The following is a 21,242-nucleotide window of genomic DNA, read 5'->3' on the forward strand; positions in this document are numbered from 1 at the left end:
TACGGGTTGCGTTTTCCGGGCGTCGCGGTGAAAAGCCCGTATGCTCCTCATCACGGACATTTCGGTTCGCCTTGCCGGGCGGCTTCTGATCGATCACAGTTCCGTGCAAATCGTGCCCGGCGCACGCGTGGGCTTCGTCGGGCGAAACGGGGTCGGGAAGTCGACGCTATTTCGCGCCATCCGCGGCGATTTGCCGACCGAGACCGGGACCATCGCGTTTCCGCCCCGCTGGCGCATCGGCAGCCTCGCGCAGGAGGCGCCCGACGGTCCGGAGAGCCTGCTCGAGGTTGTATTGAAAGCCGACCTCGAGCGCGACGCCCTGATGCGCGAGGCGGAAACCGCCTGCGATCCCATTCGCATCGCCGAGATTCACACCCGGCTGGCTGATATCGACGCCCATTCCGCTCCCTCCCGCGCCTCTGCGATCCTCAGCGGTCTGGGGTTTTCGGCGTCCGAGCAGAACCAACCCTGTTCCGAATTTTCGGGCGGCTGGCGTATGCGCGTCGCGCTTGCCGCGACGTTGTTTTCGGCGCCTGACCTCCTGCTGCTCGACGAACCTACCAACTATCTCGACCTCGAGGGCACGCTGTGGCTCGAAGATCATCTGGCCAATTATCCGCGGACCGTCATCGTCATCAGCCACGATCGCGACCTGCTCGAGACTTCCGTCGATCAAATCCTCCATCTCGATCGCGGCAAGCTGACGCTCTACAAGGGAAGCTACTCGTCGTTTGAGGAACAGCGCGCAGCGCGCGAAATGCTGGAGGCCAGGCACGCCAGGCGGCAGGCCGAGGAGCGCAAGCGATTGCAGGCCTTCGTCGACCGCTTCAAGGCCAAGGCTTCCAAAGCCCGCCAGGCCCAATCCCGTGTCAAAATGCTGGAACGAATGAAGCCGGTGACCGCACTGGTGACGCAGGAGGTGCGCGAGATTTCCTTCCCGTCACCCGAGAAAATGCTTTCGCCGCCAATCATCGCTCTCGATCAGGTGTCGGTCGGCTACGAGCCGAAGCGGCCGGTCCTCAATCGCATTACGTTGCGGATCGACACCGACGACCGCGTCGCGCTGCTGGGCGCCAACGGCAACGGCAAGTCGACGCTCGTCAAACTGCTGGCCAACAAGCTGGCGCCTTTCTCGGGCCAGGTCACCCGTGCGGAGAAACTTTCGGTCGGGTATTTCGCGCAGCACCAGCTCGACGAACTCGACGTCGACGCCTCCGCCTACGATCACATTCGCCGGCTGATGCCCGACCAGCCCGAATCCAATGTGCGCGGCCGGGCCGGCGCCATCGGCTTCTCGGGCAAGGCAGCCGACGCACTGGTCGAGAGTTTGTCGGGCGGCGAAAAGGCGCGCCTGTTGTTGGGCCTTGCGACCTTCTTCGGCCCCAACCTGATCATCCTGGACGAGCCCACCAACCACCTCGATGTCGACAGCCGGGCGGCGCTGGCCGAGGCTATCAACGAATTTCCCGGCGCGGTCATCATGGTTTCCCACGATCGATACCTGATCGAGGCCTGTGCCGATCAACTCTGGGTCGTGGCCGACCATGGGGTGATGGCTTACGACGGCGACCTCGACGATTATCGTCGCACGGTTTTGTCCGCGCGCGGCGCGCGATCCAATTCCCGCGACCGCGACAACAACCAACGCAGCGTCGACCGCGACAAGGCATCGCGCAACGGCAAAGAAAAGCGCCAACCTCTGAAGCAAAGAATCTCGGACGCGGAAGCGGAGATTGCACGCATCGGTGACATCATTGCCAAGATCGACGCCGCATTGGCACTCCCGGACCTGTTCAAGCGCGATCCGAAGCAGGCTGCGCAACTGAGCAAGGCCCGCGCCAGCGCGGCAGACGCGCTGCATCGGGCCGAGGAAGAATGGCTGGCGGCGAGCTCGCAACATGACGAGGCGGCCGGCTGAACCGGCAGACGCGGCAGAGCGAAAAGCGATCAGGTCGCGGCGGGCTTTTTCTTTTTCGGCTTGGCAGCCTTCGGCTCTGCCGCGGGCTCTGCTCCGCGCTCGATCGATGTCAGCCGCCCGGCGGTGAATGTATAGATTCCGGCGCGTTGTCCGCGCGACCAATTAACCACCGCGACCCGCTCACCACGCGCATTGTTTGAGATGCTGACGTTGTCGGGCGCGCCGATTCCACGAACGACATCGCACTCGGTGTGGCCGAGCGCAACCGCTCCTGTGGTGGCGGCAGCCGCGCCGTCGGAGGAAGCATTGGCGTTTGACGCAACGCCGGCGGAAGTCATTCCGGGGCATGCGCCCTCGGCGCTGACGAGATCTTCGGCAGTGACGGGCTTGTCGGGGGTCAAGGGCGGCGTCTCGATCGAAACGTTCCTGATGAAAAGCCTGCCGCTGCGCGAAAACCACTCCGCATCTTTCGACAACAGATCGGACGAAAAGATATCGGAGGTCGTGGCTCCGCAGCCCACGATCAGGGGCGCCAGCACAAGCAGCGCCAGCACTGAATTCCCACGATGAAATTTGGCTGTCACGATGAAGCGGTCCCAGCAACGCCTTAAGCGATTGTCCCACCATCACTTTGCGGCACGATGGTGGCTTTATACAAGGTCACGGATGGAAACTACACATTATCTTTGATCGAAGGAACGTACTAATCGCGCCGCTGCCACCGGCCACTTTCGTCGGCCTGCCAATAAGTCACCTCGAATCCCCTCGTCTTGCAATCGGTCCAGGCGGTGCGCGCGGCCGCCAGTGCCTCGCCGTCGTCGCCGTTGAAAACCAACACGATCCGCTCATAGGAACCGGAGTCCTCCGGCAACGGGGCGCTGTCGACCAGAAATCTCACATTGGCTCGATTCGGATTGCCCTCCTCTACCGCAAGCACGATCGGCTGATCCTCAGCGTCGCCGGCACGCCAGGTGGTGTGCGGGAGAAAGGAATCATCGCGGTAGGTCCACAAGTGAGCGTCCAGCGCGTCGGCGCGCTCCTCCGACGCCGACTGCACGACGACACGCCAGCCGCGCGCCAGCGATTTCTCAAGAAGTGGCGGCAGGACGTTTTCCAGGGTCATGTCCTGCAGATGGTAGAATAGAACTTCCGTCATCGGTTCAGCCCCCGGTTCTCAAATCCGTATTCCGCTGCCGCTTGTTGCGAAGGTTAGAGGGAGAGGCGAACCAGCCATCCGGCCTTGTGGCGACTCGCTTCGGTCCGAAATTGCCGTCGAACTCGCGTTGCCCGCACGAACGGCGAATGGCGTACCTAGCGTTCGTAATAATCTGCCACGAGCCGATCGAGCAGCCGAACGCCAAATCCTGAACCCCAACTTTGATTGATCTCGGTTTTCGGCGCCCCCATCGCGGTTCCCGCGATGTCCAGGTGAGCCCAATTGGTGCCGTCCACGAAGCGTTGCAGGAATTGCGCCGCGGTAATCGAGCCGCCATGGCGATTGCCCGTGTTTTTCATATCGGCGAATTGCGAATCGATCTGCTTGTCGTATTCCGGACCCAGCGGCATGCGCCAGACGCGTTCCCCCGTCGCAAGTCCCGCCTTGGTCAGGCGTTCAGCCAGTTCGTCATTGTTCGAGAACAGGCCGGCATATTCGGTGCCGAGCGCGACCATGATCGCGCCGGTCAACGTCGCAAGATCAACCATGAATTTCGGCTTGAATTTCTTCGCCACGTACCAGAGCACATCCGCCAGAACCAGCCGGCCCTCGGCATCGGTGTTGATAATTTCGATGGTCTGTCCAGACATCGAGGTGACGATATCGCCGGGACGCTGCGCGTTGCCGTCGGGCATGTTCTCGACAAGGCCGATGGCACCAACCGCATTGACCTTCGCTTTCCGCGCCGCCAACGCATGCATCAATCCGACGACACAGGCCGCTCCCCCCATGTCGCCCTTCATGTCCTCCATGCTTCCCGATGGTTTGATGGAAATGCCGCCGGTGTCGAAACAGACGCCCTTTCCCACAAAGGCAAGCGGTTGATTACCGCGCATGCCGCCATTCCAACGCATGATGACGGTTCGGCCCGGCCGCGCCGAACCCTGGGCGACACCGAGCAGCGCGCCCATTCCGAGCTTCTTCATCGCGGTGACGTCGAGCACATCTACTCCGACACCGAGTTTGCGCAGCTGGGTGGCGCGACGGGCGAATTCCACCGGAAACAGGACGTTCGGCGGTTCGTTGACCAGGTCGCGGGCGACGATGACGCCGTCGACAATCTGTGCGTTTGGCAAGAAAGCCTTTCGTGCTGCGGCTGTGTCGTCCACCGCGAGCGAGACGTCGGCGCGCAGGGTGCGCTCCTCGCCCTCCTTCTTCTTGGTCTTGTAGCGATCGAATTTATAAGCTCGCAGGCGGATGCCGGAGGCTATGGCGGCTGCCTGAGCGGGTTTCATGGCACCACCGGGCAGTTCGGCGACGACGGTCACCGGTCCATTGCCGGCCGCCAGTTTGCCGGCGGCCGCGCCGCCCAGCTTGAGAAAGTCGGTGTCCTTGATGTCGACAAGCTTGCCCACACCCATCACGATCAGGCGCTTGGCCTTAAGGCCTTCTGGGGCCAAAATGTCGAGCGCCGCGGCGCTTTTCCCCTTGAATTGGTTGGTTTCGGCAGCCCGCTTGACCAAGCCGATCGCATCGCCCAGCACTTTTTCGGTCGCGGGGCCGAATTCCAGCCGATCATCGCAAAAGGCCACCAAAGTCCCGCGAGCGGGGGCTGAAAACGGGACGAAGCCGACCTTGACGGCGTCGGTCATGGGAAAATCCTCCAAAATCAGGGCTGTCGCCGGGGCGGGAGGCTGCTGCGGCGTTCGAATGCACTCTTCCCCGGGCGCGATAGACGTCCGACAGGGCTCGGGCCAACTATGGCCCGTCCCCCGCCGCACTGCCAAGGGGCCTCGTGGCTGCGGAGCCACATAAGCCGAATTGTTAACTATCCCGCAAGGGCGCCTTGGAGCAGCCATTTTGTTGACGGATCAACGGGATGATAGTGAGAATAAGCCGGCAGGGAGCGCGGCGGCCGCGGTCAGGGGGCTCCCGATTGGGGACTGGTCGAGTTTGCCTATTCCGGCGCGTCTGACGGGGGTCGTGCGGTAACGATGGGGTCGATCGACAGGTATATCTTTCGCACGACGCTTGCGTCGTTTGCGGTGGTCCTGGTCAGCCTCACTGGCGTGATCTGGATTACCCAGGCGCTGCGCGGCATCGATCTCATGACCAGCCAAGGACAAACCATCCTGACCTTCCTTGGCGTCACCAGCCTCGTCATTCCCGCACTGGTTCTGATCATCTCGCCGATCGCCTTGATGATCGCGATCTCGCACACGCTGAACAAGCTTGCGACCGATTCGGAAATCATCGTGATGAATGCAGCCGGCTTGTCGCCGCTCCGGCTGTTCCATCCATTTCTGCTCGCTACCCTGGTGGTAGCGCTGCTGGTTGCCTTCATCGCCTCCTATCTCGCTCCCGACGGCATGCGCAGGCTCAAGCAGTGGGATGCCGAAATCACCGCGGACGTGCTCGCCAATATTTTGCAACCGGGCCGCTTCGCCCAACTCGATCAAAACCTCACGATTCGCATCCGCGAGCGCCAACCGGGCGGCCTGCTGGTCGGAATCTTCATCGATGACCGCCGCGATCCGAAGGAACGGATCAGCATCGTCGCCGACCATGGCACGATCGTTAAGAACGAAGGCGGCTCAATCCTGATTCTGGAAGATGGAAATCTCGAGCGCTTCGAGGCCGGCAAGCGCGACCCGGCACTGGTAGCGTTCGGTCGCTACGGATTCGACATGTCGAAGTTCTCCAACCAGGGCCACGACGTCGCGCTCGGCATTCGCGAACGTTATCTCTGGGAACTGCTGTCGCCTTCCGCCAGCGATCCGGTTTACCAACAACTGCCCGGCCAATTCCGTGCCGAGTTGCATGACCGCTTCATGGCACCAATTTATCCCTTCGCCTTTGCGGCACTCACCTTTGCCTTTCTCGGTGCTCCACGCACGACGCGGCAGAGCCGAAATTTTTCGATCGGCGGGGCCATCCTCGCCGTCTTCGGGCTGCGGATGGCGGGATTCGCCTGCTCCGTCATGGCGGTCAAAACACCGCTCGCGGCATTTGTCCAATATCTGATGCTGGCTGCAGCGATCGGCGCAAGCTTTTGGATCATCGTCGGCGGAATCGTCATAGAACCGCCGGCAGCGGCGATGGAAGCCATCAACAAATCGAGCGCGCGCTTGCTGCGGCTGTTCGGAAGGCCCGCCGCAGCATGAGCATGATCACAAACACGTTGGGGCGTTATTTCGCGGGCCGTTTCGTGGTCTCGGCGCTCGGCGTGTTTGCCGGCATTTTCATGCTTCTGGTGCTGGTCGATTACATCGAGATGGTCCGCAAGACGTCGGGGCTGGTCGAGGTTTCCGCCGTTACGGTGGCGGAGACCTCGCTGTTCCGCGTTCCGCAATTGCTCGAAAAGATGATGCCGTTTTGCATCCTGATCGGGGCGATGACCTGCTATCTGGCCCTTTCGCGGCGACTGGAATTGGTGGTTGCACGGGCTGCCGGCGTTTCGGCCTGGCAATTCATTGCGCCGGCGCTGGCGAGCGCGATCATGCTCGGGATCGCCGCTACGGCCGTTTACAATCCGATGTCTGCGAATCTGCGCGAACTCTCCAAGCGGATGGAAGCCGAGCTGTTCGGTTCGGCGCCCGGTGGCGGCGTGCAGGATGCGTCCGGTTTCTGGATCAACCAGGTCAACAGCGATGGCCAGGCCATCATCAACGCGGCCCGTAGCGAGCAGCAGGGCGTGCGCCTGACGGGTCTGACTATATTCCGCTTCGACAATGATTACCGGTTCAGGGAACGACTCGAGGCGCAGCAGGCCACCCTTGAGGAAGGGCGCTGGCTATTCAAATCTGTGCGGCGCTACACCCTCGATGCCCCCCCGGTTGAGCAGGATAGCCTTTCGCTCAGCACCAGCCTGACGCCGGCCCAGGTTCGCAACAGCTTCTCCACCCCCGAGACTGTGTCTTTCTGGCAACTACCCGGCTACATCCGGTCTTCTGAAAGCTCCGGATTCGCGACCGCCGGGTACCGATTGCAATACCACAAGCTCCTCGCCCAGCCATTTCTGCTTGCGGCAATGGTTATGCTGGCCGCTGCCGTCAGTCTCCGATTCTTCCGATTCGGGGGCGTGCAAAAGATGGTTTTGAGTGGCGTTGGAGCGGGCTTTCTGCTCTACGTTCTATCCAAAGTAACCGAGGATTTGAGCAAGGCTGAACTGATGCATCCGATCGCATCGGCGTGGCTGCCTGTCTGCGTGGGCGGCCTCACCGGCTTTTTGGCCTTGTTGTACCAGGAGGACGGGTAGTGGCCGCTGTCGCCGCCCTCCAAGAAAGGTCGTCGTCTGCCTTCGGGCGACGCGCGTTCGCGCGCCGCAATCGTATTCGCTTGCCTGCTGCCTGCGGGCCGGTTGTCGGCATCCTCCTTGGCCTTCTCCTGGCCGGCTCCCTTGAACTGGCAACGGCACCCACGGCCTCGGCGCAATCCTTCGTCTACACCTACAATCCGAGGCCTCCCAAACCGGTAACGGCCCGGCCGGCCAATGACGGGCAGATGCTCGTTCAGGCGAACGAGGTCGATTACGACTACAACAACTCCCGGGTGTCGGCGGTCGGCAACGTCCAGTTGTTTTACAACGGGACCAGCGTCGAGGCCGACAAGGTCATCTACGATCAGAAGACCAAGCGGCTGCACGCCGAAGGCAACATCCGCCTGACCGATGTGGACGGCAAGATCACTTACGCCAGTATCCTGGATTTAAGCGACGACTATCGCGACGGCTTCGTCGATTCGCTGCGCGTCGACACCGCCGATTCGACCCACATGGCGGCGAGCCGGGCCGACCGCTCCAGCGGCAACTACACCGTCTTCGAGAACGGCGTCTACACGGCCTGCGCGCCCTGCAAGGATGATCCGCAGAAGCCGCCATTATGGCAGGTCAAGGGAATGCGCATCATTCACGACCAGATCAACAAGATGCTCTACTTCGAGAACGCGCAGCTCGAATTTTTCGGTGTTCCCCTGGCCTATATCCCGTATTTTTCCGCGCCCGATCCGACCGTGAAGCGCAAGACGGGCTTCTTGATGCCGTCCTACACGACGAGTTCGTCGTACGGGTTCGGCGTCGAGACACCGTTCTACTGGGCGATCGCACCTGACTATGACCTGACCTTCAATCCGCGTTTCACGACGCAGCAGGGCGTGCTGTTCCAGGGTGAGTTCCGTCAGCGGCTGATCGATGGCGCCTACCAAATCCGCGCCGCCGGCATCGACCAACTTGATCCCGGTGCATTTGGCTCTCTGCCGGGAGATCGTCGGTTCCGCGGCGACGTCGAGACCAAAGGCGAGTTCGCGCTGAACGACAAATGGGTTTGGGGCTGGGAAGGCGTCGCGCTGTCCGACATTCAGTTTTTGCAGGACTACAGGCTTTCTGTTTATCAGGATGCGTTCGGCTCGTTTCTTGCCTTGCCGACGGAAGCACCTTCCCAACTCTACCTGACGGGCGTCGGCAACCGCAGCTATTTCGACGCCCGCACGATCTACTATCTCAGCCTCTCGGGTAACCAGTCTCAGGTGCCGGTCATCTGGCCGGTGATCGACTATTCCAACGTGATCAACCACTCGGTGCTCGGCGGCGAGGTCAGCTACAAGACAAACTTCACTAATCTGACGCGTGATGAGGCGGTGTTTGATCCGATCAATGCGGTGGCCGCCGCGACCGGCGCGTGTTCGGTATTAACTTCTGCCGATCCGGCGAAGAGTATCGTGCCTGCCAACTGTCTGATGCGGGGCATGCCCGGAACCTACACGCGTGCGACGGGTGAGGTGAATTGGCGGCGATCCTTCACCGATTCGGCCGGTGAAATCTGGACCCCGTTCGCCAGTGTTCGCGCCGACGCCATCAACGCCTCGATTTCGAACCAGCCCGGTGTCTCGAACTTCCTGCCCGTCGGCGACACCGAGGCGTTGCGGGTGATGCCGACCGTCGGCCTCGAATATCGCTATCCCTTCATCAACGTTCAGCCGTGGGGCACCACGACCGTGGAGCCGATCGCCCAGGTCATCATCCGTCCCAACGAACCCTATGCGGGCAAGCTGCCGAACGAAGACGCACAGAGCATGACGTTCGATACCAGCAACCTGTTCAGCGTCGACAAATTCTCTGGCTATGACCGCGTTGAAGGCGGTGGCCGCGCCAACGCCGGCGTGCAGGCGACCACCCAGTTCGATCGCGGCGGCGCGATCACGGCGGTGTTCGGGGAATCCTATCAACTGTTCGGCCTGAATTCCTTCGCGGTGCACGACGTGACCAATACCGCGGTCGATTCGGGTCTGCAGACCCCGCTATCCGATTACGTCGCCAGCCTCAGCTATTCGCCGAACAAGGTCTTTACTTTCAGCACACGCGCGCGATTCGATCAGGCGACCTGGAACGTCCAGCGCTTCGAGGCTGAAGGCCGCGCCAACTTCGACCGCTGGTCGGTGAGCGTGTTGTACGGCGATTACGCCGCTCAACCCGATATCGGCTTTCTGACGCGCCGCGAAGGCATTCTTGTCAGCGGATCGGTCAAGGTTGCTTCGAACTGGGTGGCCTCGGGAGCTGCGCGATGGGATCTTGTTGCGAACCAGATCAATCAATACGTCGTCGGCGCCGGCTATGTGGATGACTGCTTCGTGCTGGCGGCGAACTACGTGACGTCCTTCTCCTACGCAACGACAACTTCGCCGCCAATACTTGGACACGCTTTCATGTTGCAGATCGGCTTGCGGACCCTCGCCGGTACCAATACGACAGCGCAATAAAGTCCGGGCATCTGACCCGGCGAATTACCGGGCGGGGCGTTGCCAGAATTGAGTGGTCCGATTCCAGCATTTTGCCCCCTTCGAATGCTGGAATCCAAGGACCGCCGGCAAGACACGAGTTTGCGGGCCGACCGAATGTCAATTCCAACCCCCCAGGGACTGACCAACGTAGCGAATATGACCATGCTCACCAACATTCCAAGTCGACTTTGGGCTCTCATCCTGGGCTGCGCAGTGCCCGCGGTCTTGGTGGGATCGTGGACGCCGGCGCAGGCGCAGATCGTCGTGATGGTCAATGGCGAGCCCATCACCAACTATGACATCGAGCAACGCAGCAAGTTGCTCATGCTCAGCACCCACAAACCGCCCGATCGAAAGCAGGTGATCGACGAACTGATAGACGAGAAGGTCAAGATCAAGGAAGGAAAGAAATTCGGCATCGATCCCTCTGTGAGCGACGTCGATCAATCTTACGCCGCGATGAGCTCGCGAATGCATGTGACGCCCGAACAGCTGACGAAATCCCTGGAAACCCAGGGCATTCGAGCGGACACGCTGAAGTTACGCGTGAGGGCCGACATGGTCTGGAGCAATTTGGTCCGTGGCCGCTACAAGGAAAGCCTCCAGGTCGGCGAAAAGGATGTTACCGACAAGCTCCAGGAACAAGGCATCGAGGAGAAGACAGACGCCCAGGCGTTCGAATACAAGATGCAGCCGGTCGTGCTGATCGTCCCTCGGGGCTCTGCCGCCGACGCCATCGAAACGCGAAAAAAGGAGGCCGAGGCCCTGCGCGCGCGAATTCAGACCTGCGCTGAAGTGAACTCGTTCTTCAAATCGATGCAGAACGCGGCGCTTCCGGGCGCCGTGACCAAGACATCGGCCGACATTCCGCCCTCCCTTCGCGAACTTCTCGACAACACACCGATCGGCCACTTGACTGCACCCGAAGTGACCAAGCAGGGGGTGGAGATGGTTGCCTTGTGTGCCAGGGAGCCGACCAAGATCGATACGCCCAAGAAGAAGGAAATTCGGGAAAAGATGTTTTCCGAAAAGTACGAGGCCAAGTCGAAATGGTACCTGCATGAAGTCCGCAAAGCCGCGATGATCGAATATCGTTGACGTATGGCAAAGCCTCTCGCGCTGACATCAGGCGAACCCGCAGGTATCGGACCCGACATCACCATCAAGGCTTGGCTGCGCCGTGATGAGCTGAAGCTCCCGCCCTTTTACTGGCTCGGCGATCCCGGCCTGCTCGCCCGGCGGGCAAAGAGCCTTGGAGTTCAGCTCAAGCTGGCCGAGATTCGTGCCCACCAGGCATGCGACGTGTTCGCGGACGCTTTGCCGGTGGTCGCCACCGGCCAAGCAGCGACTGCACAACCTGGTAAACCCGATGGCACCAGCGCCGAGGCCGCCATGTCGTCGATACGAAAGGCGGTCGACGACGCAACGGCCGGACGGGCCAGTGCGGTGGTCACCAACCCGATCGCAAAGAGCGTGCTTTATCGCGCGGGCTTTCGCCATCCCGGCCACACCGAATATCTCGCCGAACTCGCAGCGACGGGCGGCCGGACGCCACAGCCCGTGATGATGCTGTGGTCCGCCGCGCTGGCCGCGGTGCCGGTGACCATCCATGTTTCGTTGCGCGAAGCGCTCGCGCAACTTTCAACCGACCTGATCGTAACGACGGTTCGCATTGTGGCGTCTGACCTGAAGACACGCTTCCTCATCGCCAATCCGCGACTGGCCGTCTCCGGCCTCAACCCGCACGCGGGCGAAGAAGGATCACTCGGCACCGACGAGGAAACCATTGTGGCTCCCGCCATCGAAATTCTCCGCAGCGAGGGCATGAACATCAGAGGGCCGCTGCCGGCGGACACGATGTTCCACGAGACCGCGCGCCGTACTTACGATTGCGCCATCTGCATGTATCACGACCAGGCGCTGATCCCGATCAAGACACTGGCATTCGAGGATGCGGTCAATGTGACGTTGGGACTGCCCTTCATTCGTACTTCCCCTGATCACGGCACGGCGTTCGACATTGCGGGAAGCGGGAAGGCCAACCCGTCGAGCCTGATCGCGGCACTGCGGCTTGCCGCCCGCTTGGCGACGACCCAGCCGGCATGAGCGCGATCGATGATCTCCCGCCACTTCGCGAGGTCATCCGCCAGCATGCCTTGTCGGCGCGCAAATCGCTCGGCCAGAACTTTCTGCTCGACCTCAATCTGACGGCGCGGATCGCGCGTGCCGCAGGTCCGCTTGAAGATGCAACGGTGGTCGAGGTCGGTCCCGGTCCGGGCGGACTGACGCGTGCCTTGCTGGCGCTCGGCGCGCGCCACGTGATCGCGGTGGAGCGCGACCAGCGCGCCCTGCCTGCTCTCGAAGAGATCGCCCACCGTTATCCGGGGCGGCTTGAGGTCGTCTGCACCGACGCCCAGCAGTTCGACCCGCGCCCGTTTCTCGGGTCTACCCGCGGCAAAATCGTCGCCAACCTGCCTTACAACATCGCAACCCAGCTGTTGATTGGCTGGCTGTCGCTCGAACCCTGGCCACCCTGGTACGACATGATGGTGTTGATGTTTCAGCGCGAGGTCGCCGAACGTATTGTCGCGCGCGAAAATGATGAGGCTTATGGGCGGCTGGGCGTGCTCGCAAACTGGCGCGCCGAAACCAGGATCCTGTTCGATATTTCGCCGGCCGCCTTCGTCCCGCAACCCCAGGTGACTTCGTCCGTCGTGCGACTGATACCCCGCTCCGCTCCCGAAACCTGCGATCGCCGCGCGCTGGAGCAGGTGGCTGCGGCTGCATTCGGGCAGCGGCGGAAAATGTTGCGGCAAAGCCTCAAATCCTTATCGGTCGATCCCGCAAAGCTCGCGGCTGCGGCCCGCGTCGACCCGACCCGCCGTGCAGAAACCATTCCGATCAGCGGCTTTGTTGCCATGGCGCGGGAATTGACCAATATTCGCCAAAGCAATTGAATATCCCCCAAGGAGAACGCCATGCCGCTCATGCGACGCCAATCGCTGGTCCAATTCGATGCGCCGCTGTGCGAAACCATCGTCGATACGCCCAAGCCAACGGCGCGGGAGGTTCTGGTCCGAATCGAACGTTGCGGACTGTGCCATTCCGACCTTCACATCCAGGATGGTTATGCCGATCTCGGCGGCGGCAAGCGCCTCGACACCACGCGCGGCATGACCCTGCCGTTCACATTGGGACATGAGATCGCCGGCGTCGTCGAGGAAGTCGGTCCCGAAATATCGAGCGAGTTGATCGGTGCGAGCAAGGCGGTTTTTCCCTGGATCGGCTGCGGCCAATGTCGCGAGTGTCTGCAGGGCGACGAAAACCTCTGTGCCAGACAGCGGTTTCTCGGCGTCAGCATCGATGGCGGCTTTGCGAGCCACGTCTTGGTGCCCGACGCAAAGTACCTCCTGGATTACGATCCGCTGCCGGTCAATCAGGCGGCGACGTTGATGTGCTCGGGCGTGACCGCCTTTGGCGCGCTCAAGCGCCTGGTCGATCGACCGCGGCAGCGCAATCTCTTGCTGATCGGCCTCGGCGGCGTCGGCATGATGGGGTTGGCCTTTGCTCAAACGATGTTCAAGCAGAGGATCTCGGTTGCGGACTTGAGCCCCGCCGCGCGCGAAACGGCGCTCAAGAACGGTGCTGCCTTCGCCTATGATCCTGCCGAAGCCGAAGTAGCCAGGCGCATCATCAAGGAAACCGAGGGCGGATTCGACGAAATCGTCGATTTCGCCGGCAACGAGAAATCGATGGCCTTTGCGGTTTCGGTCCTGGCGCGTGGCGGCAAGATCGTGGTTTCCGGTCTGATGGGCGGCAATTTCAGCCTGCCGATGGTGCAATGGATCTACAAGCGCATGACGATCGAAGGCTTCATGGTTGGAACGCTGGCCGAAGGGCACGAGCTGATGGCTCTTGCCCGCGCCGGCAAGATCAAACCGACGCCGATGCGGGAGGAACCGATGGCGGACGTCCAGAAATGGATTGACGCCTTGCGCGCCGGCAAAGTCGTCGGACGTATCGTGCTGAAAAACTGAATTGGAAGTTCGGCCGCTTTGCCGGTTCGAACAGGAGAGTCTCATGGGCTCCCGAACCATCCCGACCCTGGCTGGCTGTTTGGCCGCGATTGCCCTTGCCGCAGCGCCAGCTCAGGCACAGAAGCGATACGGTCCCGGCGCCGCCGACCATGAGATCAAGATCGGGACCACCACGCCCTATAGCGGCCCTGCTTCCGCCTATTCGGCCGGCGCGGTTTCGATTACAGCCTTTTTCGCGATGGTGAACGAACGGGGCGGCGTGAACGGGCGCAAGCTCAATTTCATCAGCCTCGATGATGCCTATAGTCCACCCAAGACGGTCGAGCAGATCAGGCGTTTGATTGAAAGCGAGGAGGTGCTGTTTCTCGTCAACCCGGTCGGCACCGCACCCAATATGGCCGTTCTCAAATACATCAATCAGAAGAAAGTGCCCCACCTCTTCGTGGGCTCGGGTGCAACGATCTTCAACGATCCCGCGCATTTTCCGTGGACGATGAGCTGGACGCCGCACTACGCGTCCGAAGGCGAAATCTACGCCAGACACGTGCTCACCGAAAAACCCGACGCAAAAATCGGCGTCATCGCGCAGAACGACGATCTTGGCCGCGATTACCTTGTCGGATTCAAACGGGGTTTGGGTGAGCGTGCATCGTCGATGATCGTATCGACGCAGACCTACAACACCAGCGATCCAACAATCGATTCCCAGATCGTTTCACTGAAGGCCTCGGGCGCGGACGTTTTGCTGATCGCCGCAGTGCCCAGGTTCGCGGCGCAGGCCATTCGCAAGGCCTACGACATCGACTGGCATCCGCTGAAATTCGTGGTCAGCGTGGGATCTTCGATATCCGGCGCGATCCGTCCGGCCGGCTTTGAAGCTTCAAAGGGCGTGATCTCGGCGGCCTATCAGAAGGACCCGGCCGATCCTCAGTGGAAAGACGACCCCGCCATGCAGGCGTGGAATGTGTGGATGGACAAGTACAATCCGCGGATCGACAAAAGCGACTACTACGCACCCTACGGCTACAATATCGGGTTTGCGGTGGTACAAATCCTCAAGCAGTGCGGCGACGATCTGACACGCGAGAACATCATGAAGCAGGCTTCTCATCTCGATATGGAATTGCCGATGCCCCTGCCCGGAATCCGGCTGAGGACCACCCCGACCGATCTGCGTCCGATCAAGCAGATGCGTCTGGTGCGCTTCGATGGCGAACGCTACGTGCTGTTCAGCGACGTGCTGGCGAGCGAGTGACGGCATTCAGCTGCCGGTACAAAGCAACCTTTTCGGGGCACTGCGTGCTCCCCCCGCGGCAATCAGCGAGCCCGAATTAAGCCCCATGCTGTCCGGATTTGCGGCGTATTGCGACCCAAGTCCTTTGCGAGGGTTCGACCGTGAAAGTATCGCGTATTGTTACCGGAGCCGGTCTATGCCCACCCAAACCGCGAAATTCGTGTCAGCCGTTTTCGCCGGCATTCTCGCAACCATCCCGCTGACAGCCGCCCCGCACGCCGAAACGCCCGCGCCCGACAATTGTCTTGCCAATCCGAAAGGCGATGCGCCTGCGGGCAACCATTGGTACTACCGCATCGATCACACCACCCAACGCCATTGCTGGTACCTCCGCGCACAAGGCGAGAAGGTTTCGCAAGGAGCCCCACAGAACATCCTGTCCTCGCCAAAGCCGCCGCCGCAAACAGAGGCGCAGCGTTCCTTTGCCGACGCGCGTGCCGAAGAACTGCCGGCGCAAACCAACCGCAACGATGCGCCAAGTGCCGATTTGCCACCGGCCAACGCGGATTGGAACGCTGCGCCGGCAGCGAATGCAGCCGGTGCAAACGCGGGACCGGCCGCAACCACCTCACGCTGGCCGGATCCGTCGGGCATGAGCCTAGCCGCGAGCCCGCAGCAGCCCGCGGCCAACAGTTCGGCATCCAGCGTTGCGCCGAGCGCGGTCGCTGCGCCTGCACCGGCCGATACGACGATCATTCCCGCTGCCGCAGCCCCCTCGCCGAACGGAGATCGGGGCCTCATGCCATTGCTGGTCGCCATCTTGGGCGCCTTCACGCTGGCCAGCGGGCTTATCGCCAAATTCGGCCGCCAGCGACAGCCTCAGCCGCGCAAATTCCGTGCGCGTCGCGGTCCGATCTGGGAGTTGACCGACGACGACCGCATCGTGCTGTCGGATGATCCGGGCGTGCAGGATCTGCAGCGCCGACGCGCCCAAACTGCCGGTAATGCCGGCCGACGGGGCAAGCGCACGGGCGAAGCCTTCCCGAGGCGGCTATCGGGTCAGGCGCGAACGTAACGGCTACCTATTTTTCCAATTGCCGCTGCAAGTTGCGAACGAATTGCGACAGCCACATCTGCCGCTCGCGCCGCAGCCGCTCAACCTGCAGGATCGATTCAATCTTGCTGTAAGCGGCATCGAGGTCGCTGTTGACCACCACGTAGTCGTACTCGGCCCAGTGACTCATTTCATGGCTGGCGCGGCTCATGCGGCCGCGGATGACGTCATCGGCGTCCTGTGCGCGGCTGTGAAGACGTTTCTCCAGCGCCTCCGCCGAAGGCGGCAAAAGGAAAACGCTCACCACGTCGCTCCTCGCACGCTGCCGAAGCTGCTGGGTGCCCTGCCAATCGATATCGAAAAGCACATCATGCCCTGTGGCCAGCGCCTCCTCGACCGGCTTGCGCGGTGTACCGTAGAGATTGTCGAACACAGTGGCCCATTCGAGCAATTCGCCATTTTTCTCCATGGCGAAGAAACGGGCCTTGTCGACGAAATGATAGTCGCGGCCTTCGACTTCTCCCGGCCGCTTTTTCCGCGTCGTGACCGAAACTGACATTCGCATGTCGGGCATTCGTTCCATCAACAGGCGCGACAAGGTCGTCTTTCCCGCGCCCGACGGCGATGAGAGCACGAACATCAGTCCCCGGCGCTCAACCCCGCCAAAACCCTGACCGTCAATCGCCATGGTTCACTCCAGATTCTGGACCTGTTCGCGGAATTGCTCCACCACATTCTTCATTTCAAGGCCGATATTGGTCAATTCGACGTCGTTGGACTTGGAACAGCAGGTGTTCACCTCGCGATTGAATTCCTGTGCGAGAAAATCAAGCCGGCGTCCGACCGGTCCGCCCCTTGCGATCATCTCGCGAGCCTGCGCAATGTGCGAGGCTATGCGATCGAGCTCTTCGCGAATATCGGCTTTTGCCGCCATCAGGAGCGCTTCCTGATTGAGCCGGTCGGGATCGAACCGGTCGGACGACTCCAGCAGCGCGGCGATCTGGTCGGCCAGCCGCGCCTTGATCGCCTCGGGCTTGCGGCCGGGTGCGGCCTCCGCCTTCTTCGCCAGTTGCTCGATCTCATCCATCCGCTGCGAAAGAATCTGGCCGAGCGAGATCCCCTCCCGCCGACGCATCTCCACGAGATCGGTGATCGCCTGCTCAAACGCCGCGGTTGCGGCTTCCTTCGCGGCCACGTCCTCCGCTTCGCTGCTTTCCGGCTCGACCACTTCGATGACGCCCTTGATCCCGAGAAGACCGTCGATGCTGGGCGCCACGGCATCGAGCTTGCCGGCGAGCGTGCCTGCAACCTTGACGATCGAGGCCAAAACCTCTTCGTTGACGCGGATGGTCGAGGCAGCAGCGGTGCGTCTGACGTTCAGATTGGCATAGACCGTGCCCCGCGACAGCACCTGGCTGGCGCGCTTCTTGGTGAGAGCCTCGAGATCGTCCCATCCCGGCGGCAGACGCATGCGAAGGTCGAAACCCTTGGCGTTGACCGACTTCAATTCCCACTCGAAGGCGTAGGGTCCGCTGGCGCCGTGGCTTCGGGCAAAGCCGGTCATGCTCGACAATGCCATCGCGTCAATTCTCCGGAAAAAGCTTACGAGTTCGTGATTCTGGACGAAACAATAACCCAAGCCGCGAGGCTATTCGACCATCAGGCATCGCGCTTTGGGACTGTGCAAGCCTATCTCGTCTTGCACGGAAGCGGAATTTGATCGCCGGCTGGCGATTCGCGCTACTGCTGGACGACCGGCGAGGCGGTGGATTGTGCTGCGCCCTGGCGAGCCGGGGCGGCGCTGCGCGACGGTTTTTTTGCCGGCGCCGGCTTTGCCGTCGAAGCCGTCGGGTTGTTGGCGTCGGGCGGCGCGCCGGCGGCGGCTGGCGGGGGTTCGTCGGCCGGTTCGACGGTGTCGTTCTGGATCTGCTTTTCCATCGTCCTGAGCTTGGCGACGTTTTTCTGGTGCTGGTCGTAAGTGTCGCTGAAGGCGTGGCCGCCGGTGCCGTCGGCGACAAAGAACAGGTCACGCGTTCGCGCCGGATTGGCCGCCGCCTCGAGCGAGGCCCGGCCCGGATTGGCGATGGGGCCGGGCGGAAGCCCGTCGATCACATAGGTGTTGTACGGAGACGGCTGCTGGATTTCGCTGCGCTTGATCGGCCGTCCCAGCGTTCCCTTCCCGCCCACAAGACCATAGATGATGGTCGGATCCGATTGCAGCTTTATTTTCTGCCGCAACCGATTGACGAAAACGGCGGCAACGCGGCTGCGCTCATCTGCCTTGCCCGTTTCCTTTTCGACGATGGAGGCCAGCGTCACGAGCTGATCGGGCGTCCTGATCGGGGTGTCGAGATTGCGGCGCTCCCAGATCTCGGCAACCACGCGCTTCTGCGCCTGCTGCATGCGCGATATCACCTGCTCGCGCGGGGTGCCGCGCGGAAACTTGTAGGTTTCCGGCAGCAAGGTGCCTTCGCGCGGGACCTCCCGCACGGAGCCCGAAAAGATATCGTTTTCGGAAAGGCGGCCCACGATCTGTTCGGATGTCAAACCCTCCGGAATCGTGACGGCGTGCTGCACCACCTTGCCCTCCACGATCGTGCCGATGACGTCCCGCAGGCTGGCATTCTTCTGGAACAGGTATTCGCCGGGCTTGAGCTCGGAACGCGCCTTCAGCGCAAATACGCTGCCGATGAACGCCCAGCGATTATTATCGATCACTCCTTCACGCTGCAGAATGTCGGCGATGTCGGTCATTCCCGCCCGCGACGGGATATTGACGATCCTGTCCTCCTGCAACGGGCCCGCTGCCTCAATCTTCTGCTTGCCGTAGAAATAAACGGTGCCGGCGCCGATCATCAAAAGCAGTATGATCGTGAAGACAGCATTGCCGAACACGACGAAGGGATTGCGGGCACGCTGGGATCGACGTGGCGGTGGCGGAACCTGTTCCGGCTCCAGCGCAGCGCGCGGACTCCGTGGCGAAATGGGCGGCCTCTCACTCATCGATGCGACCTGAATCCTGTCGGTTCAACGTGGCCTCGCAAACGTGCCTGCATCGGCCGATAGTCTGGTGGTCCGATTCCAACATTCGCATCCCGTCTCGGCAAGCACTTTTGCGAAGTTGGAATCAAAGGACCACTAGCAAATCTAGGTTTCTAGTGGAGTTTTGGATTTGACACTCGCTTGCGAGCCTGCGGCTCTAGCGAACGTCAAATCAACTCCACTGGCGCCCGCATCTGGAAATATCACCGATATGGGGCGAAACGGTGGACTTCTCCTCGACAGGGCGCACGTCAATTGGCAACGCGCTGCAAGATCACGGATGCGTTGGTGCCTCCGAAACCGAACGAATTCGACAGCACCACATTGATCTCGCGCTGGCGCGCCATCTGCGGCACGAGATCGATCGCGGTTTCCACCGAAGGGTTCTCGAGATTGATCGTCGGCGGGGCGATATTGTCGCGAATCGCCAGAATACTGAAAATCGCCTCGACCGCGCCGGCCGCGCCAAGCAAATGGCCCGTGGACGACTTGGTCGAGGACATCGATACCTTGGAAGCCGCGTTACCCAGCAGCCGTTCAACGGCCCCCAGTTCGATTTCGTCTCCGACCTGTGTCGACGTTCCATGCGCGTTGATATAGTCGATGTCCGCGGCCGAAACGCCTGCGCGTTTCATGGCGGCGCTCATGCTGCGAAATCCGCCATCGCCATCCGGGGATGGCGAGGTGATGTGATAGGCGTCGCCGGACAATCCGTAGCCAACCACCTCGGCATAAATCCTTGCGCCGCGCTTTTTGGCGTGTTCGTATTCCTCGAGCACCACGATTCCGGCGCCCTCTCCCATCACAAAGCCGTCGCGATCCCTGTCGTAAGGACGCGAAGCCCTTTCCGGCGCGTCGTTGAAAGCGGTGGACAGCGCGCGCGCGGCACAAAAGCCTGCCATCCCTATCCGGGAAATTGGTGATTCGGTTCCGCCGGCTACCATGACATCCGCGTCGCCGAGCGCAATCAGCCGGCTCGCGTCGCCGATCGCGTGCGCGCCGGTCGAACAGGCCGTCACCACGGAATGATTGGGTCCTTTCAGACCGTGCTCGATGGACACGTAACCGGAGGCGAGATTGATCAGCCGACCGGGAATGAAGAACGGCGACACTTTGCGTGGTCCGCGCTCCTTCAGCAGTACCGCGGTATCCGCAATGCCCGACAGGCCGCCGATCCCGGAGCCGATCAAGGTGCCGGTAGCGCACCGATCTTCTTCGGTGAGCGGATGCCAATTGGCGTCGTCGAGCGCCTGGCGCGCCGCACACATCGCAAAAATGATGAAATCGTCGACCTTGCGCTGGTCCTTCGGCTCCATCCACTGGTTGGGATTGAACGTGCCGTCGCTGCCGTCCCCGCGGGGCACCAGGCAGGCGATCTGGCTGGTTAGATCGGAAACATCAAACGTGTCGATCTTCCTGGCGCCGCTTTGACTGTTGAGGATACGCTTCCAGGTCGGCTCGATGCCACAGCCAAGTGGCGTAACCATGCCGAGGCCTGTGACGACAACCCGCCTCATATTGACCACTCCGGCCTGCGATTCGCGGTCCGTGGTGACAAGCCGACGGACCGCCTGGCCACGACCCTTCCGGCTTCATCGGTACCGCGCGCGGGCGTCAGCTTTTCGCGTTCTTTTCGAGAAATTTTGTCGCGTCGCCGACGGTCAAAATCGTCTCGGCGGCATCGTCGGGGATTTCACAGCCAAACTCTTCTTCGAAGGCCATCACAAGCTCGACGGTATCGAGACTGTCGGCGCCGAGGTCGTCAATGAAGCTCGCGTTGTCGACCACTTTTTCGGGCTCAACACCAAGGTGTTCGACCACGATCTTCTTAACCCGCTCGCCAATCTCACTCATCGTTCAACCTCGTGCTTGTTCCATTGGACCCGACCCAAGACGTACGAGCCATCGTTGGTCGTTTGTTTCCTTCGCAATCGCGCATAGTCTTGATTTGGCTCCGCCATGGCCGACACGGACCGGCGAACGACGGCAGGCTCCGCACCGCCAATATACAGGGTTTCCTCATCCTG

General features: G+C 61.4%; 18 protein-coding genes. 10 read left to right on the forward strand and 8 right to left on the reverse strand.

Annotated elements, in window-relative coordinates; all coding sequences use genetic code 11:
• The first annotated feature begins 40 nt into the window (after positions 1 to 40).
• A complete protein-coding gene (locus tag VNX23_RS16405) occupies positions 41 to 1,918 on the forward strand; it encodes an ABC-F family ATP-binding cassette domain-containing protein (protein WP_325631676.1) in 1,878 nt (625 codons plus the stop codon).
• Positions 1,919 to 1,947: 29 nt separating this feature from the next.
• On the opposite strand, the gene VNX23_RS16410 is transcribed toward VNX23_RS16405, so the two are convergent.
• From VNX23_RS16410 to VNX23_RS16420, 3 genes are all read right to left on the reverse strand, one after another.
• A complete protein-coding gene (locus VNX23_RS16410) occupies positions 1,948 to 2,463 on the reverse strand; it encodes a hypothetical protein (protein ID WP_414643019.1) in 516 nt (171 codons plus the stop codon).
• A 158-nt stretch (positions 2,464 to 2,621) separates the two neighbouring features.
• Positions 2,622 to 3,074 (reverse strand): DNA polymerase III subunit chi, encoded by a 453-nt coding sequence (locus tag VNX23_RS16415; RefSeq protein ID WP_325631678.1) that lies wholly within the window; start codon positions 3,072 to 3,074, stop codon positions 2,622 to 2,624.
• Positions 3,075 to 3,229: 155 nt separating this feature from the next.
• The gene (locus VNX23_RS16420) at positions 3,230 to 4,726 is read right to left on the reverse strand and encodes a leucyl aminopeptidase (RefSeq protein ID WP_325631680.1); all 1,497 of its coding nucleotides are present in this window, start codon (positions 4,724 to 4,726) and stop codon (positions 3,230 to 3,232) included.
• 342 nt (positions 4,727 to 5,068) lie between these two features.
• Here VNX23_RS16420 and lptF point away from each other — a divergent pair, with 342 nt between their 5' ends.
• The 9 genes from lptF to VNX23_RS16465 all read left to right on the forward strand — a co-directional run bounded on the left by lptF (position 5,069) and on the right by VNX23_RS16465 (position 16,194).
• Complete coding sequence (gene lptF, locus VNX23_RS16425) at positions 5,069 to 6,238, forward strand: LPS export ABC transporter permease LptF (RefSeq protein WP_325631681.1); 1,170 nt, start codon at positions 5,069 to 5,071, stop codon at positions 6,236 to 6,238.
• Positions 6,235 to 7,332 carry an LPS export ABC transporter permease LptG gene (lptG, locus tag VNX23_RS16430; RefSeq protein WP_325631683.1) on the forward strand — a complete coding sequence of 366 codons (1,098 nt, stop codon included), beginning with the start codon at positions 6,235 to 6,237 and terminating at the stop codon, positions 7,330 to 7,332. Before lptF ends, lptG begins: the two co-directional genes overlap by 4 nt.
• Complete coding sequence (locus tag VNX23_RS16435) at positions 7,332 to 9,827, forward strand: LPS-assembly protein LptD (RefSeq protein ID WP_414643015.1); 2,496 nt, start codon at positions 7,332 to 7,334, stop codon at positions 9,825 to 9,827. The genes lptG and VNX23_RS16435 overlap by 1 nt, the downstream gene beginning before the upstream one ends.
• Before the next feature lie 183 nt (positions 9,828 to 10,010).
• Complete coding sequence (locus VNX23_RS16440) at positions 10,011 to 10,946, forward strand: peptidylprolyl isomerase (RefSeq protein WP_325631726.1); 936 nt, start codon at positions 10,011 to 10,013, stop codon at positions 10,944 to 10,946.
• A 3-nt stretch (positions 10,947 to 10,949) separates the two neighbouring features.
• A complete protein-coding gene (pdxA, locus tag VNX23_RS16445; RefSeq protein ID WP_325631684.1) occupies positions 10,950 to 11,954 on the forward strand; it encodes a 4-hydroxythreonine-4-phosphate dehydrogenase PdxA in 1,005 nt (334 codons plus the stop codon).
• Entirely contained in the window at positions 11,951 to 12,805 is an 855-nt protein-coding gene (gene rsmA / locus VNX23_RS16450; protein ID WP_325631686.1) for a 16S rRNA (adenine(1518)-N(6)/adenine(1519)-N(6))-dimethyltransferase RsmA, read from the forward strand. The genes pdxA and rsmA overlap by 4 nt, the downstream gene beginning before the upstream one ends.
• Positions 12,806 to 12,826: 21 nt before the next feature.
• Positions 12,827 to 13,885 carry an alcohol dehydrogenase gene (locus VNX23_RS16455; RefSeq protein WP_325631687.1) on the forward strand — a complete coding sequence of 353 codons (1,059 nt, stop codon included), beginning with the start codon at positions 12,827 to 12,829 and terminating at the stop codon, positions 13,883 to 13,885.
• 43 nt (positions 13,886 to 13,928) lie between these two features.
• Positions 13,929 to 15,140 carry an ABC transporter substrate-binding protein gene (locus VNX23_RS16460; protein WP_325631688.1) on the forward strand — a complete coding sequence of 404 codons (1,212 nt, stop codon included), beginning with the start codon at positions 13,929 to 13,931 and terminating at the stop codon, positions 15,138 to 15,140.
• A gap of 175 nt (positions 15,141 to 15,315) precedes the next feature.
• Positions 15,316 to 16,194: a hypothetical protein gene (locus VNX23_RS16465; protein WP_325631690.1), complete on the forward strand. Its 879-nt coding sequence runs from the start codon at positions 15,316 to 15,318 to the stop codon at positions 16,192 to 16,194.
• A 7-nt stretch (positions 16,195 to 16,201) separates the two neighbouring features.
• On the opposite strand, the gene gmk is transcribed toward VNX23_RS16465, so the two are convergent.
• The 5 genes from gmk to VNX23_RS16490 all read right to left on the reverse strand — a co-directional run bounded on the left by gmk (position 16,202) and on the right by VNX23_RS16490 (position 21,069).
• The gene (gmk, locus tag VNX23_RS16470) at positions 16,202 to 16,861 is read right to left on the reverse strand and encodes a guanylate kinase (RefSeq protein ID WP_325631691.1); all 660 of its coding nucleotides are present in this window, start codon (positions 16,859 to 16,861) and stop codon (positions 16,202 to 16,204) included.
• Positions 16,862 to 16,864: 3 nt separating this feature from the next.
• On the reverse strand, positions 16,865 to 17,752 hold the full coding sequence (locus tag VNX23_RS16475) for a YicC/YloC family endoribonuclease (RefSeq protein ID WP_325631693.1): 888 nt from the start codon (positions 17,750 to 17,752) through the stop codon (positions 16,865 to 16,867).
• Between the two features lie 161 nt (positions 17,753 to 17,913).
• Positions 17,914 to 19,176 carry an endolytic transglycosylase MltG gene (gene mltG / locus VNX23_RS16480; protein WP_325631694.1) on the reverse strand — a complete coding sequence of 421 codons (1,263 nt, stop codon included), beginning with the start codon at positions 19,174 to 19,176 and terminating at the stop codon, positions 17,914 to 17,916.
• A 290-nt stretch (positions 19,177 to 19,466) separates the two neighbouring features.
• Positions 19,467 to 20,732 carry a beta-ketoacyl-ACP synthase II gene (fabF, locus tag VNX23_RS16485; protein ID WP_325631695.1) on the reverse strand — a complete coding sequence of 422 codons (1,266 nt, stop codon included), beginning with the start codon at positions 20,730 to 20,732 and terminating at the stop codon, positions 19,467 to 19,469.
• A 97-nt stretch (positions 20,733 to 20,829) separates the two neighbouring features.
• Complete coding sequence (locus VNX23_RS16490; protein WP_006610957.1) at positions 20,830 to 21,069, reverse strand: acyl carrier protein; 240 nt, start codon at positions 21,067 to 21,069, stop codon at positions 20,830 to 20,832.
• Positions 21,070 to 21,242 lie beyond the last annotated feature (173 nt).

It is taken from the genome of Bradyrhizobium sp., from assembly GCF_035570375.1.
Classification (GTDB): domain Bacteria; phylum Pseudomonadota; class Alphaproteobacteria; order Rhizobiales; family Xanthobacteraceae; genus Bradyrhizobium.

Excerpts from the sequence above, each read along its gene's own strand:
- rsmA (WP_325631686.1), top strand. The coding sequence starts at position 11,951 with ATGAGCGCGATCGATGATCTCCCGCCACTTCGCGAGGTCATCCGCCAG.
- VNX23_RS16490 (WP_006610957.1), bottom strand. The coding sequence starts at position 21,069 with ATGAGTGAGATTGGCGAGCGGGTTAAGAAGATCGTGGTCGAACACCTT.
- VNX23_RS16475 (WP_325631693.1), bottom strand. The coding sequence starts at position 17,752 with ATGGCATTGTCGAGCATGACCGGCTTTGCCCGAAGCCACGGCGCCAGC.
- lptG (WP_325631683.1), top strand. The coding sequence starts at position 6,235 with ATGAGCATGATCACAAACACGTTGGGGCGTTATTTCGCGGGCCGTTTC.
- VNX23_RS16465 (WP_325631690.1), top strand. The coding sequence starts at position 15,316 with ATGCCCACCCAAACCGCGAAATTCGTGTCAGCCGTTTTCGCCGGCATT.
- VNX23_RS16420 (WP_325631680.1), bottom strand. The coding sequence starts at position 4,726 with ATGACCGACGCCGTCAAGGTCGGCTTCGTCCCGTTTTCAGCCCCCGCT.
- VNX23_RS16455 (WP_325631687.1), top strand. The coding sequence starts at position 12,827 with ATGCCGCTCATGCGACGCCAATCGCTGGTCCAATTCGATGCGCCGCTG.
- fabF (WP_325631695.1), bottom strand. The coding sequence starts at position 20,732 with ATGAGGCGGGTTGTCGTCACAGGCCTCGGCATGGTTACGCCACTTGGC.
- VNX23_RS16440 (WP_325631726.1), top strand. The coding sequence starts at position 10,011 with ATGCTCACCAACATTCCAAGTCGACTTTGGGCTCTCATCCTGGGCTGC.
- gmk (WP_325631691.1), bottom strand. The coding sequence starts at position 16,861 with ATGGCGATTGACGGTCAGGGTTTTGGCGGGGTTGAGCGCCGGGGACTG.
- VNX23_RS16415 (WP_325631678.1), bottom strand. The coding sequence starts at position 3,074 with ATGACGGAAGTTCTATTCTACCATCTGCAGGACATGACCCTGGAAAAC.
- mltG (WP_325631694.1), bottom strand. The coding sequence starts at position 19,176 with ATGAGTGAGAGGCCGCCCATTTCGCCACGGAGTCCGCGCGCTGCGCTG.
- VNX23_RS16460 (WP_325631688.1), top strand. The coding sequence starts at position 13,929 with ATGGGCTCCCGAACCATCCCGACCCTGGCTGGCTGTTTGGCCGCGATT.
- VNX23_RS16405 (WP_325631676.1), top strand. The coding sequence starts at position 41 with ATGCTCCTCATCACGGACATTTCGGTTCGCCTTGCCGGGCGGCTTCTG.
- pdxA (WP_325631684.1), top strand. The coding sequence starts at position 10,950 with ATGGCAAAGCCTCTCGCGCTGACATCAGGCGAACCCGCAGGTATCGGA.
- lptF (WP_325631681.1), top strand. The coding sequence starts at position 5,069 with ATGGGGTCGATCGACAGGTATATCTTTCGCACGACGCTTGCGTCGTTT.